Source organism: Thermomonas haemolytica (genome assembly GCF_004346265.1).
GTDB classification, from domain to species: Bacteria; Pseudomonadota; Gammaproteobacteria; order Xanthomonadales; family Xanthomonadaceae; genus Thermomonas; species Thermomonas haemolytica.
On record NZ_SMAP01000002.1, the window covers coordinates 197,493 to 210,555 of the forward strand.

Annotated in this window: 11 protein-coding genes; 7 read left to right on the forward strand and 4 right to left on the reverse strand. The window is 70.7% G+C overall.

The genetic code is table 11. The features are described 5' to 3' along the window. Position 1: 1 nt before the first annotated feature. Positions 2-385 (reverse strand): I78 family peptidase inhibitor, encoded by a 384-nt coding sequence (locus EDC34_RS04065; RefSeq protein WP_165921013.1) that lies wholly within the window; start codon positions 383-385, stop codon positions 2-4. A 147-nt stretch (positions 386-532) separates the two neighbouring features. Here EDC34_RS04065 and EDC34_RS04070 point away from each other — a divergent pair, with 147 nt between their 5' ends. Then, the gene (locus EDC34_RS04070; protein WP_114959425.1) at positions 533-2,431 is read left to right on the forward strand and encodes a M61 family metallopeptidase; all 1,899 of its coding nucleotides are present in this window, start codon (positions 533-535) and stop codon (positions 2,429-2,431) included. 504 nt (positions 2,432-2,935) lie between these two features. Here the strand turns inward: EDC34_RS04070 and glnA are convergent. Then, complete coding sequence (gene glnA, locus EDC34_RS04075) at positions 2,936-4,345, reverse strand: type I glutamate--ammonia ligase (RefSeq protein ID WP_114959424.1); 1,410 nt, start codon at positions 4,343-4,345, stop codon at positions 2,936-2,938. Positions 4,346-4,587: 242 nt separating this feature from the next. Here glnA and EDC34_RS04080 point away from each other — a divergent pair, with 242 nt between their 5' ends. After that, complete coding sequence (locus EDC34_RS04080; protein WP_114959423.1) at positions 4,588-5,442, forward strand: undecaprenyl-diphosphate phosphatase; 855 nt, start codon at positions 4,588-4,590, stop codon at positions 5,440-5,442. Positions 5,443-5,468: 26 nt separating this feature from the next. Further along, complete coding sequence (locus tag EDC34_RS04085; protein ID WP_114959422.1) at positions 5,469-6,080, forward strand: META domain-containing protein; 612 nt, start codon at positions 5,469-5,471, stop codon at positions 6,078-6,080. A gap of 54 nt (positions 6,081-6,134) precedes the next feature. Here EDC34_RS04085 and rho read toward each other — a convergent pair whose 3' ends face one another. Further along, positions 6,135-7,829 (reverse strand): transcription termination factor Rho, encoded by a 1,695-nt coding sequence (gene rho / locus EDC34_RS04090; protein ID WP_114959421.1) that lies wholly within the window; start codon positions 7,827-7,829, stop codon positions 6,135-6,137. 240 nt (positions 7,830-8,069) lie between these two features. Continuing rightward, positions 8,070-8,396, reverse strand: coding sequence for a thioredoxin (gene trxA, locus EDC34_RS04095; protein ID WP_114959420.1), 327 nt, complete (start codon positions 8,394-8,396; stop codon positions 8,070-8,072). Here trxA and rhlB point away from each other — a divergent pair. The 4 genes from rhlB to EDC34_RS04115 all read left to right on the forward strand — a co-directional run bounded on the left by rhlB (position 8,376) and on the right by EDC34_RS04115 (position 12,897). Next, the gene (gene rhlB, locus EDC34_RS04100; protein ID WP_425477436.1) at positions 8,376-10,325 is read left to right on the forward strand and encodes an ATP-dependent RNA helicase RhlB; all 1,950 of its coding nucleotides are present in this window, start codon (positions 8,376-8,378) and stop codon (positions 10,323-10,325) included. The two genes, trxA and rhlB, sit on opposite strands and share 21 nt — an antisense overlap. Before the next feature lie 101 nt (positions 10,326-10,426). Beyond that, positions 10,427-11,116: a cell division ATP-binding protein FtsE gene (ftsE, locus tag EDC34_RS04105; protein ID WP_114959418.1), complete on the forward strand. Its 690-nt coding sequence runs from the start codon at positions 10,427-10,429 to the stop codon at positions 11,114-11,116. Then, positions 11,109-12,059: a permease-like cell division protein FtsX gene (ftsX, locus tag EDC34_RS04110; RefSeq protein WP_114959417.1), complete on the forward strand. Its 951-nt coding sequence runs from the start codon at positions 11,109-11,111 to the stop codon at positions 12,057-12,059. Before ftsE ends, ftsX begins: the two co-directional genes overlap by 8 nt. A 1-nt stretch (position 12,060) precedes the next feature. Further along, on the forward strand, positions 12,061-12,897 hold the full coding sequence (locus EDC34_RS04115; RefSeq protein WP_114959416.1) for a response regulator: 837 nt from the start codon (positions 12,061-12,063) through the stop codon (positions 12,895-12,897). The last annotated feature ends 166 nt before the right edge of the window (positions 12,898-13,063 follow it).

Genomic DNA, 13,063 nt, shown 5'->3' on the forward strand with positions numbered 1-13,063 from the left:
CTCAGCCGCAGCTGATCTTGTCGATCTTGCCGGCGGCGTCCTGCAGCACGTTCAGGCGGTCGCCGCGGTAATCCATCGTCATCGGCTGGCCGGGCTTGAGGCTACGCACCGTGCGCGCACCGGCGGCCTGGCGCGCGGCCTCGACGTTGGCGCTGGTGGCCGGCTGGCCCACGAACCGCTGCGCCGGCGCGGCATCGCAGGCCATCGCCAGCGGCGGGGGCGGGGCTGCCGTCGGCGGTGCCGGCGTGGCGGGGGGCGTGGGCGGCGGGGGAGCCATCCCGGCCGGCGGGGCGGGCGGTGCCGGAGGCGGCGGAGGCGGTGCCGGTTGGCTGGCGCAGGCGGCCAGCAGCAGGGCCGGGAGGAGTGCGAACGGGCGCAGCGGCATGCGGAAGCCCTCGGTGGTGATGGGAGGGTGGAGCGTGCGCCGGCGCGGGTCAAGGCCGCGTGCAGGGGCTTACATGCCTTTCGGCATAGGGGTGGCGTGGCCGCCACCAGTAGGATGCGGGTTTACCCCCGCTGCCCGGAGTCCGCCATGAAGCGCCGCCTGCTGCCCCTCGCCCTGTCCCTGCTGCTTGCCGGAGTCGCCTATGCCCAGGCCCCGGACATCCCGCCGCCGCAGGACGTGCCCTACCCCGGCACGATCAGGCTCGAGGTGGATGCCACCCGCCTGTCGCAGCGCATCTTCCGGGTGAAGGAGACCATCCCGGTGCAGGCCGGGCCGCTGACCCTGCTGTATCCGAAGTGGGTGCCGGGCGGCCACAGTCCGCGGAATCCGATCGACAAGATCGCCGGCATCACCTTCAAGGCCAACGGCAAGCCGCTGGACTGGAAGCGCGACACCCTCGACGTGAACGCCTTCCACCTGGACGTGCCGGCCGGGGTCGGCGAGATCACCGCCGAGTTCGACTACCTCACCCCGACCAGCCCCAGCCAGGGCCGGATCGTGATGACCCCGAACATGCTCAACCTGCAGACGCTGGCGACGGTGCTTTACCCGGCCGGCTACTACGCGCACCGCATCCCGTTCGACATGCGCGTCACCTACCCGGTCGGCTGGACCGCCTTCACCGCGCTGCGTGAGGACGGTCGCCAGGGGAACACCGTGGACTATGAAGATGTGCCGCTGGACATCCTGGTGGACTCGCCGGTGTACGCCGGCCGCTACGCGAAGAACATCGACCTCACCCCGGCCGGCAGCAAGGTGCCGGTGAAGCTGGGCGTGATCGCGGATGCGCCGAAGTACCTGGAGGCCAAGCCGGAGCAGGTCGCGCTGCACAAGGCGATGGTGGAGCAGGCGCTGAAGCTGTACGGCGCCCAGCACTACGACCACTACCAGTTCCTGTTCTCGCTGTCCGAGCAGATGGGCGGCAACGGGCTGGAACACCAGCGCTCCAGCGAGAACGGCGTCGGCACCGACTACTTCACCGGCTGGAACGAGAAGACCGGTTTCACCGACCTGCTGGCGCACGAGTACACCCACAGCTGGAACGGCAAGTACCGCCGCCCGGCCGACCTGTGGATCCCGAACTTCAACGTGCCGATGCAGGACAGCCTGCTGTGGGTGTACGAGGGCCAGACCCAGTACTGGGGCAACGTGCTGGCCGCGCGCAGCGGCATGCGCCCGCTGCCGGCCTCGATCGACGCGCTGGCGCTGGTCGCCGCGACCTACGCCGAGAACCGCCCCGGCCTGTCCTGGCGCAACATCCAGGACACCACCAACGACCCGATCATCGCCAACCGCGCCCCGCTCGCCTACCGCAACTACCAGATGAGCGAGGACTACTACTCCGGCGGGCAGATGATCTGGCTGGAGGCGGATGCGCTGATCCGCACCCGCACCGGCGGCAAGAAGTCGCTGGACGATTTCGCCAAGGCGTTCTTCGGGGTCAACGACGGCGAGTGGGAGAAGCAGAACACCTACACCTTCGACACCGTGGTGGCCACCCTCAACGGGGTGATGCCGTACGACTGGGCGACCTTCCTGCGCGAGCGCCTGGACGGCAAGAAGGCCCTGACCGGCGGGATCGAGGCGGCCGGCTGGAAACTGGTGTTCAAGGACACTCCCAGCGCCTATGCCAAGGCCAATGCGCGCTGGGGCGGCGCCGACTTCACCTATTCGCTGGGCCTGAGCGTGGGCAAGGACGGCACCATCAACGACGTGCGCTGGGACGGCCCGGCGTTCAATGCCGGCATCGGCAGCGGCGCCAGCGTGGTCGCGGTCAACGGCCAGGCCTACAGCAACGACGTGCTGGAGGAAGCGGTGAAGGCCGCGGCGAAGGATCCCAAGGCGTCGATCGAGCTGCTGATCAAGGAGTTCGACCGCTACCGCACGGTCACGCTGGATTACCACGGCGGCCTGCGCTACCCGCACCTGGAGCGCATCCCCGGCAAGCCGGACCTGCTGACCCCGATCCTGACCGCGCGCAAGTAAGCCGCCGCGGTAGAGGCGTTGCCACGGGGCCCGCGCAAGCGGGCCCCGTGCGTTTCGGGGGCCTGCGGCCGGGCGGGTGGAAGGGTCAGAAAAATCCTACCCGACGGCAAGAAAAGCTCTCATGGCGGTGGCCGCCAGTTGCCGCCAAGCTTGCCTCACCGGCAGCGCTCGGATCCGCCCGTGACCCCTGGGTGGCGAAGGACATCCTTCCGCTGCGGGCCCCGTCAGGGAGGACGGGGCTGCCGGTTCTTTCCTGCATCCCCGCACCCGCCTCGCGGCGTGCGCCGTGCGCCCGGCATGCCGGCGCTGCGAGTCCCGGCACGCCGCCATCGCCCCCGCCTTCACTCCCAGCCCGGCTGCCCGGCCGCATCGCGGCGCCCGCGTCCGCCCGGCTCCCCGCGCCTACGCCCGGGAGGCGCACATGCAAAAACCCCGGGCCTGGGGCCCGGGGTCTCGGGGTGGCCGGCGCCCGGCCCGGCTTTCGGGGCCGGGCCGCGGCGAGGCTCAGATCGTGTAGTACAGCTGGTATTCCAGCGGGTGGGTGGCCGCGCGGAACGCGGTCACTTCCTTCATCTTCAGCGCGATGTAGCCGTCGATGAAGTCGTCGGTGAACACGCCGCCGGCCTTGAGGAACTCGCGGTCGGCATCCAGCGCTTCCAGGGCCTGGTCCAGCGAGTGGCAGACGGTCGGGATGCCCTTTTCCTCTTCCGGCGGCAGGTCGTACAGGTCCTTGTCGCTGGGCGCGCCGGGGTCGATCTGGTTCTTGATGCCGTCCAGGCCGGCCATCAGCAGCGCGGCGAAGGTCAGGTAGCCGCTGTTCATCGGGTCGGGGAAGCGGATCTCGATGCGGCGCGCCTTCGGGTTGGACACGAACGGGATGCGGCAGGACGCCGAGCGGTTGGACGCCGAGTACGCCAGCATCACCGGCGCCTCGAAGCCCGGCACCAGGCGCTTGTAGCTGTTGGTGGTGGAGTTGGCGAAGGCGTTGATCGCGCGGGCATGCTTGAAGATGCCGCCGATGTACCACAGCGCCAGCTGCGACAGGCCGCCGTAGCCGTCGCCGGAGAACAGGTTCACCCCGCCCTTGGCCAGCGACTGGTGCACGTGCATGCCGCTGCCGTTGTCGCCGACCAGCGGCTTGGGCATGAAGGTGGCGGTCTTGCCGTTGCGGTGGGCCACGTTCTTGACGATGTACTTCATCGTCAGCAGGTCGTCGCCCTTCTTCACCAGCGAGTTGAACTTGGTGCCGATCTCGCACTGGCCGGCGTTGGCCACCTCGTGGTGGTGCACCTCGACCTCGATCCCCACCTGCTGCAGGGTCTTGCACATCTCCGCGCGCAGGTCGTGCAGCGAATCCAGCGGCGCCACCGGGAAGTAGCCGCCCTTCACCATCGGCCGGTAGCCGCTGTTGCCGCCGTCGTAATCGCGCCCGGAGTTCCAGTGCGCCTCTTCCGAATCCACGTGGAAGAAGGTGTGGCCCATCTCGTTGGCGAAGCGCACGGAGTCGAAGATGAAGAACTCGGGCTCCGGCCCGAAGAAGGCCTGCTCGGCGATGCCGCTGGCCTTCAGGTAGGCCTCGGCGCGCTTGGCCACGCCGCGCGGGTCGCGCGTGTAGGCCTGCATGGTGTTGGGATCCAGGATGTCGCAGGTCATCACCAGGGTGGGATCGGCGGTGAACGGGTCCACAAACGCGGTGGAGGCGTCCGGCAGCAGGACCATGTCGGAGTTCTGGATGCCGCGCCAGCCGGAGATCGAGCTGCCGTCGAACATCTTGCCGTCCTCGAACAGGCCGGCATCGATGATCGAGGCGGGGAAGGTGACGTGGTGCTGCACGCCGCGCATGTCGGCGAAGCGCAGGTCGACGAATTCGACCTTGTGATCCTTGACCAGTTTTTCGACGTGTTCGAGCGACATCGGGGAACCTCGGGCGGCAGTTGGGAAGGGGCGACGCAGGGCTGCGACAGGCCGGATGTAGCAGGATGCGTGCCAGTCATGCAAAGCATTGATTCAATTAGGGATAGTGAAATCGCCCAGGCGCGTTTGCATTATTTTTGAGCGAGATGGGCGGCTGATTGCACACAAATAGTGCGCGAGGGAATCGGCTATCCTGCGCCCTCGGCCGCGCCTGCCGCGCGGCATTCCTGTCGGCCATCCCAATGCACGATCTGTTCATCGCCCTGCTGCTGGGCATCATCGAAGGCATCACCGAATTCCTGCCGATTTCCAGCACCGGCCACCTGCTGATCGCCGAGCACTGGCTGGGCGCGCGCAGTGACCTGTTCAACATCGCCATCCAGGCCGGGGCCATCCTTGCGGTGGTGGTGATCTACTGGAAGCGGCTGTGGGGGATGCTGCTGGCCTTCCTCGGCAAGGACGCGCCCGCCGCCTACGACCCGCTGGGGCAGACCGCCACCCCGGCGCAGTCGCGCGACTATGCCTTCAAGCTGATCGCCGCCTTCCTGGTCACCGCGGTCGGCGGGCTGCTGGTGAAGAAGCTGGGCTGGCGGCTGCCGGAGACGGTGACGCCGGTGGCGTGGGCGCTGGTGATCGGCGCGGTGTGGATGGTGCTGGCCGAGCAGCTGGCCGCGCGCCGCGCCGCGCGCGAGGGCGAGCGCAGTGCCATCACCTGGACCGTTGCGTTGCTGGTGGGCGCCGCGCAGATCGTCGCGGGGGTGTTTCCGGGCACCTCGCGCAGCGCCGCCACCATCTTCGTGGCGCTGCTGGCCGGTACCACCCACCGCGCCGCCGCCACCGAGTTCGCCTTCCTGGTCGGCATCCCCACCATGTTCGCCGCCACCGGCTACGAGCTGCTGGGCACGCTCAAGGCCGGCGGCGCCGCGGGCGAGGACTGGACCGCGCTGGCGGTGGCGTTCGTGGCCGCCGCGATCACCGCGTTCGTGGCGGTGAAGTGGCTGCTGCACTACATCCAGCAGCACCGTTTCACCGGCTTCGCGGTGTACCGCCTGCTGGTCGGCCTGGCCCTGCTGCTGTGGCTGCCGGTCGGGCAGTGAGGCCCGCGCCGCGCCGAGGAGGACGCATGATCCCGCGCACCCACCGCCATCTGCCGCTGCCGCTGGCGCTGCTGCTGGCCGCCTGCCAGGCCCCCGGCCCGGCCGCGCTGCCGGCGGCCGCGGCCGATCCCGCCCCGGCGCCGGCGCCGGCGCTGCAGCAGGCCACGCCGGCGCCGCCCGGCTCGCTGGAGACCACCCTGCGCCTGATCCGCCACCACTGGCGGCTGGTGGCGGCGGTGGATGCCGGCGGCCACCGCATCGACGCCCTGTTCGCGCGGCCCGAGGCGCCGTTGCAGCTGGACTTCAACGCCTCGCTGGTGAGCGTGGGCAATGCCTGCAACGTGCTCAGCGCGCACCACACGGTGGAGGCCGACAGCCTGACCATCGACGCATTCGCCTCCAGCATGCGCGCCTGCCCGGACCCGGCCCTGGCCGCGCTGGACGGCGCGATCGCCCACCGCCTGCAAGGCCGCCTGGCGATGCAGCTGGATGCCGGCACCCCGCCGCGATTGGTGCTGGTCAACGCGGCCGGCGATACCCTGACCTTCGCCGGCCTGCCTACCGCCGCCGACCGCTTTGACGGTCCGCCGTCGAGTCCTTCCGCTGGCGCGTCCGGCGCCGCAGGGCGACAGCCGTAAACGGCGACGCCCCGCGCGGGGCGGGGCGTCGGTCGGTGCGCGGGCGGCGGGCCGTCAGCGCTTCATCGAGGCGAAGAACTCGTCGTTCGACTTGGTGTTCTTCATCTTGTCGAGCAGGAACTCCATCGCCGCGATCTCGTCCATCGGGTGCAGCAGCTTGCGCAGGATCCAGATCTTCTGCAGCAAGTCCGGCTCGATCAGCAGATCCTCGCGGCGGGTGCCGGAGAGATTGACCGCGATCGCCGGGTACACGCGCTTTTCGGTGATGCGGCGGTCGAGGTGGATTTCGCTGTTGCCGGTGCCCTTGAATTCCTCGTAGATCACCTTGTCCATCGCGCTGCCGGTGTCCACCAGCGCGGTGGCGATGATGGTCAGGCTGCCGCCTTCCTCGACGTTGCGCGCGGCGCCGAAGAAGCGCTTCGGGCGATGCAGGGCATTCGCATCGACGCCGCCGGTGAGCACCTTGCCGCTGCTGGGCAGCACGTTGTTGTAGGCGCGCGCCAGGCGGGTGATGGAGTCGAGCAGGATCACCACGTCCTTCTTGTGTTCGACCAGGCGCTTGGCGCGCTCGATCACCATCTCCGCGACCTGCACGTGGCGCGCCGCCGGCTCGTCGAAGGTGGAGCTGATGACCTCGCCGCGCACCGTGCGCTGCATCTCGGTCACTTCCTCCGGGCGCTCGTCGATCAGCAGCACGATCAGGTGCACGTCCGGGTGGTTGTAGGTGATGGCGCTGGCGATCTGCTGCATCATCATCGTCTTGCCGGCCTTCGGCGGGCTGACGATCAGCGAGCGCTGGCCCTTGCCCTGCGGGGCCATGAGATCAAGGATGCGGCCGGTGATGTCCTCGCTGGAGCCGTCGCCGCGCTCCAGCTTGAAGCGCTTGCGCGGGAACAGCGGGGTGAGGTTCTCGAACAGGGTCTTGTTCTTGCTCGCTTCCAGCGGCTCGCCGTTGATGGTGTCGACGATGTTCAGCGCGAAATAGCGCTCGCCGTCCTTCGGCCAGCGGATGCGGCCGGAGACGTGGTCGCCGGTGCGCAGATTGAAGCGGCGGATCTGCGACGGGCTGATGTAGGTGTCGTCCGGGCCGGCCAGGTAGCTGGCCTCGGCCGCGCGCAGGAAACCGAAGCCGTCGGGCAGGATCTCCAGCACGCCGTCGGCCTGCACGCCTTCGCCGTGGCGGGTGAGCACCTTCAGGATCGCGAAGATGATGTCCTGCTTGCGCGCGCGCGCCACGCCCTCGCTGATCGAGAGCTGGTCGGCGATCTCCAGCAGCTTGTAGGCGGGCATCCGCTTGAGGTCGCCCAGGGTGTAGGTGGGGAAGCCTTCCGGCACCTGCGGGTGCGGGCGTGGGACGAAGGGCTCGCCATTGCCGCCGTCGTCGGGCATGCCGCCGGCTTCGCGCTGGCGTTCGCGCTGGCGCTCGCGGCGGTTCTTGAAGCGTTCGCGGCGGCTCATGCGGTGGCCGCCCTCGCGTGGCTGGCCGCCGTCCTGCGACGCGCCGTCCTGTGCCGGCGGGTCGCCAGCGGGCGGGCGCGCGGCCTGCGGTGCGTCAGGGGCCTCCGCCTGGCGCGCGGGCGCGGGGGCGGAAGCATTCGCGGCGGCATCCGGGGCCGGCGCGGGTGCCGGCGGCGGGGCGTCGCCGAAGCTCATCTCCGGCTGTTCGGGGCTGCGGGGCTTGGCCACGCGGGTCTTGCGCGCGCGCTTCTCGGCGACTTCGCCGGTGGCGTCGTTGGTGGTGTCGGACAAGGGGGAATCCTCGCTATGGTGGCGAGCGTCCGCGTCGCGCGGACGGGGTCGTGGGAATGGATCAGAAGGAGGTGCGGCGCGCCAGGCTGGCGGGGGGATCGGCACCGGGACGGCGGAAAACTAGCACCCGCGCGGCATTGCGTGCAAGTTCGGGGAGACGCCTGCCCCTGCGCACGTGGCAGGGGCAGGCCGGAAATGGGGCCGCTTACGGCCCCGTGAGGCCGGCGGGATGGGCGGCGCTCAGAGCGCCTTGTCGAGCATCTGCGCGAGCTGGGCCTTGCCGACCGCGCCGATCTGCTGGCTGTGGATCTGGCCGCCCTTGAACACCAGCAGCATCGGGATGCTGCGCACGTGGTACTTCATCGCGGTGGCCTGGTTCTGGTCCACGTCCACCTTCACCACCTTGGCCTTGCCGGCGTAGTCGGCGGCCAGCTGGTCCAGCGCCGGCGCGATCATCTTGCACGGGCCGCACCAGGGCGCCCAGAAGTCCACCAGCACCGGCACGTCGGAGGCCAGGACCTGGGCGTCGAAATCGGCATCGGTGGCATGCAGCACGGTGTTGCTCATGGGGGCTCCAGATGGGAAGGGCGCGGCGAACGGCGCGCGGATGTTAAACTCGGGGGGATTGGCCGGGGTTCCAAGTGTTCGCCCCGTGCCCGTGCCGGGAATGACCAGCCCCGGAATCCTCCCGGCAGTCTGCGCGGCTGCCCCCATCATGACAAGTGGCCGAGTGCAACGCGACGTTCCGGCCCGCGTGCATCCGCCGCCCTCGAGGCCGTATCCGTGTCCGACAAGCCCCTGACCGACATCACCTTTTCCTCGTTCGACCTGCACCCGGCCCTGCTCGCCGGGCTGGAAGGCGCCGGCTTCACCCGCTGCACCCCGATCCAGGCGATGACCCTGCCCGTGGCGCTGGCCGGCGGCGACGTCGCCGGCCAGGCCCAGACCGGCACCGGCAAGACCCTGGCCTTCCTGGTCGCGGTCATCAACCGCCTGCTGACCCGCCCGGCGCTGGCCGACCGGACGCCTGCGGACCCGCGCGCGCTGATCCTGGCGCCCACCCGCGAGCTGGCCATCCAGATCCACAAGGACGCGGTGAAGTTCGCCTCCGACCTCGGCCTGAAGTTCGCGCTGGTGTACGGCGGCGTCGATTACGACAAGCAGCGCGAGCTGCTGCAGGCCGGCGCCGACGTGATCATCGCCACCCCCGGGCGCCTGATCGACTACGTCAAGCAGCACAAGGTGGTGAGCCTGCACGCCTGCGAGATCTGCGTGCTGGACGAGGCCGACCGCATGTTCGACCTCGGCTTCATCAAGGACATCCGCTTCCTGCTGCGGCGCATGCCCGAGCGCACCACCCGCCAGACCCTGCTGTTCTCGGCCACCTTGAGCCACCGCGTGCTGGAGCTGGCCTACGAGCACATGAACGAGCCGCAGAAGCTGGTGGTGGAGGCCGAGACCGTCACCGCCGCGCGCGTGCGCCAGAAGCTGTACTACCCGGCCGACGAGGAGAAGCTGCCGCTGCTGCTGGGCCTGCTCTCGCGCAGCGAGGGCGCGCGCACGATGGTGTTCGTCAACACCAAGGCGTTCGTGGAGCGCGTCGCGCGTGCGCTGGAGAAGGCCGGCTACCGGGTCGGCGTGCTGTCCGGCGACGTGCCGCAGAAGAAGCGCGAGTCGCTGCTGAAGAAGTTCCAGGCCGGCCAGCTGGAGATCCTGGTCGCCACCGACGTGGCCGCGCGCGGCCTGCACATCGACGGCATCAAGTACGTCTACAACTACGACCTGCCGTTCGACGCCGAGGACTACGTGCACCGCATCGGGCGCACTGCGCGCCTGGGCGAGGAAGGCGATGCCATCAGCTTCGCCTGCGAGCGCTACGCGATGTCGCTGCCCGACATCGAGGCCTACATCGAACAGAAGATCCCGTCCGAGCCGGTCACCGCCGAGCTGCTGACCGCGCTGCCGCGCAAGCCGCGCGAGGGCGTGGAGGCCAACGCCGAGGAAGGCGAGAGCATCGGCGAGATCTTCAAGGAAGTGCGCGAGGCCCGCGCCGCCGAGGACGCCAGGCGCGGCGGTGGCCGCGGTAGCCGCAGCGGCGAGCGTTCCGGCGAGCGCCGCAGTGGCGGGCGCGGTGGCGAAGGACGCGGCGAGGGCCGTGGCCCGCGCCCGCCGCGCAAGCCGCGCGCGGCAGATGCGGAGACAGTGGAAGCCGGCGCGCAAGCCGCGCTTGCGCCGGCACCCGCCAAGCCGGCCGCCGCCGAAGGCGAGGCGCCCGCACGCAAGCGCCGCCGCCGTCGCCGCGGGCGTCCCATCGAGGGCGGCGAGGCCGCCGCGGCGCAGGCGCAGGGCCAACCGTCCCGCCCCGACGCGCCGAAGTACGTGCCGGCGAACAAGGCGGCGTCGAGCGCGCCTGCGGCCGGCAAGCCCTCGCTGCTCAAGCGCATCGGCCGCGGCCTGAAGTCGCTGGTCTGGCGCGGCCCGGCCGGCCCGCACTGAGCGCACGCCACGCGCAGCCGCGCCCGCCGCGTCGCCGGGTGGCGCTGGCCGCCGGCGACGCTGGCGGCGATACTGGTGCCCCTTTCGGATAGCCTGTGCGCATGCCGGTCCTGCGGTTCGACAACGTCAGCAAGCACTATCCCGGCGGCCACGCCGCGCTGGCCGAGGTGAGCTTTGCCGTGGAGCCGGGCGAGATGCTGTTCGTCACCGGCCGTTCCGGCGCCGGCAAGAGCACCCTGCTCAAGCTGATCCAGCTGGCCGAGCGGCCCAGCCGCGGCGCGGTGCTGTTCGAGGAGCGCAACCTGGCGCGCGTGCGCGGCGGCGGCATCGCCCGCCACCGGCGCGAGGTCGGCGTGGTGTACCAGAACCACCAGCTGCTGGCCGACCGCAGCGTGGCCGACAACGTGGCGCTGCCGCTGGTGCTGCGCGGGATCGCGCGTGGCGAGATCGGCAAGCGCGTGCGCAGCCTGCTCGACAAGCTGGGGCTGGCCGCGCGCGCCGGCGCCCTGCCCGGCCAGCTCTCGGCCGGCGAGCAGCAGCGGGTGGGCATCGCCCGCGCCATCATCGCCGAGCCGCGCCTGCTGATCGCCGACGAGCCCACCGGCAACCTCGACCCGGGGCTGTCGGCGGAGATCATGGACCTGTTCGCCGCCCTGCCCGAGCGCGGCACCAGCGTGCTGGTGGCCAGCCACGACCTCGCGCTGGTCAAGCGCATGCGCAAGCGCGTGCTGGTGCTGGAACAGGGGCGGCTGGTGGACGACATCGCGCCGGAGGACCTGGTCGATGCGTGAGCGCACCGCAGGCACGCATGCCGGCCGCTTCCGCACCTGGCTGGCGCACCACGGGTTCAGCGTGATGGCCAGCCTGGGCCGGCTGCTGCGGCGGCCGTGGTCGAGCCTGCTCACGATCGCGGTGATGGCGCTGGCGCTGGCGCTGCCGCTGGCGCTGGGGCTGGCGCTGCAGAACCTGGCGCGGCTGGACGGCGCGGTGCAGGCCGCGCACGAGGTCACGGTGTTCCTGCCGCCGGGCACCGGCGCGGGCGAGGCCGAGGCGCTGGCGCGCACGCTGCGCGCGCGGGCCGACGTGGCGACGGTGGAGACGGTTTCGCCGGCGCAGGCGCTGGCGCGCATGCGCGAGCGCCCGGACCTGGCCGCCGCGATCGACGCCCTCGGCGAAGACGCCGCGCGCAGCGCGCTGCCGTCGGTATTGCGGGTCTCGGCGCGCGGCGACGAACGCGCGCTGGCCGCCGCGGTGCAGGCCATGCCCGGGGTCGAGCGCGTGCAGTACGACGCCGCCTGGCGCCAGCGCCTGCAGGCGTGGCTGGGCTTCGGTACGCGTATCGCGCAGGTGCTGGCGGTGCTGCTGGGCCTCGGCGCGCTGCTGGTGGTCGGCAACACCGTGCGCCTGGACATCCAGTCCCGGCACGAGGAAATCGCCGTGCTGAAGCTGCTGGGCGCCAGCGATGGCTTCGTGCGGCGGCCGTTCCTCTATCTCGGCCTGTGGTACGGACTGGCCGCCGGCGCGTTGGCGTTGGCCATCCTGGCCGCGGCGGGGCAGGCCCTGCGGGCACCGCTGGCCTCCCTCGCCGCCAGCTACGGCGGCACCTTCGCGCTGCAGGGGCTGGCCTGGCCGGAGGTCGCCGGCGTGCTCGCGGTAGCGGGCCTGCTCGGCTGGCTGGGTGCGGCCGCGGTCGCCGGCCATCATTTGCGACAGAACCGCCCGGTGGAGGGCTGACATGGCCGACAAGCACGATCTTCGCCACGTGGTCAGCGACGCCCCGCGGGTGATGGTGGTCGATGGCAGCAAGCTGGTGCGCAAGCTGATCGGCGACACCCTGCGCAAGGAATTGCCGGGTGCGCAGGTGATCGGCTGCGGCGGCATCGCCGAGGCGCGCCAGGCGCTGCAGGACGGCGCGGTGGACCTGGTCACCACCGCGCTGGTGCTGCCCGACGGCGACGGCCTGGCGCTGGCGCGCAGCGTGCGCGAGGCGGCCGGCCAGGCCTACGTGCCGGTGATCGTGGTCTCCGGCAGCGCGCAGGAAGCGCTGGAGGCGCGCGCCTTCAGCGAGGACATCACCGACTACTTCGACAAGTCGCTCGGCCAGGACGCGCTGGCCGCGTTCATCCGCGGCTACGTGCACCCGGCCCCGATCGAGGGCGCGCGCGTGCTGTACGTGGAGGACAGCAAGGTGGTGGCGGTGGCCACCAAGCGCATGCTGGAGCGGCACGGCCTGCAGGTGCTGCACATGATTTCCGCGGAGGACGCGCTGGAGCACCTGCACCGTTTCCTCGGCCGCAGCGACGGCGACGTCGGTGCCGACCTGGTGCTCAGCGACGTGTACCTCAAGGGCGCGCTGTCCGGGCGCGACCTGCTCAACCAGATCCGCGCGGTGTTCCGCTACGGCAAGCGCCGCCTGCCGATGGTGATGATGACCGGCGACGACAACCGCGACAACCAGGCCGCGCTGCTGCGCGAAGGCGCCAACGACCTCGTGCTGAAGCCGATCGAGGAGCGCCTGCTGGTGACCAAGGTGCTGTTCCAGCTGCGGCTGGCGCGGATCAAGCAGGAGTAAGGGAAGGTCTGAACAACGCCATCCAGGCGTTGTCAGCCCACGCCGAGTCCGGCACAGGTCCGGACTCGGCTCGCACGCATCAATCACTTATGTGATTGATGCGTGGCCGGCCATCCATGGCCGGCGGGAACCTCTGAGTTGTTCAGAGGTTCCTAGCGCGGTGCGC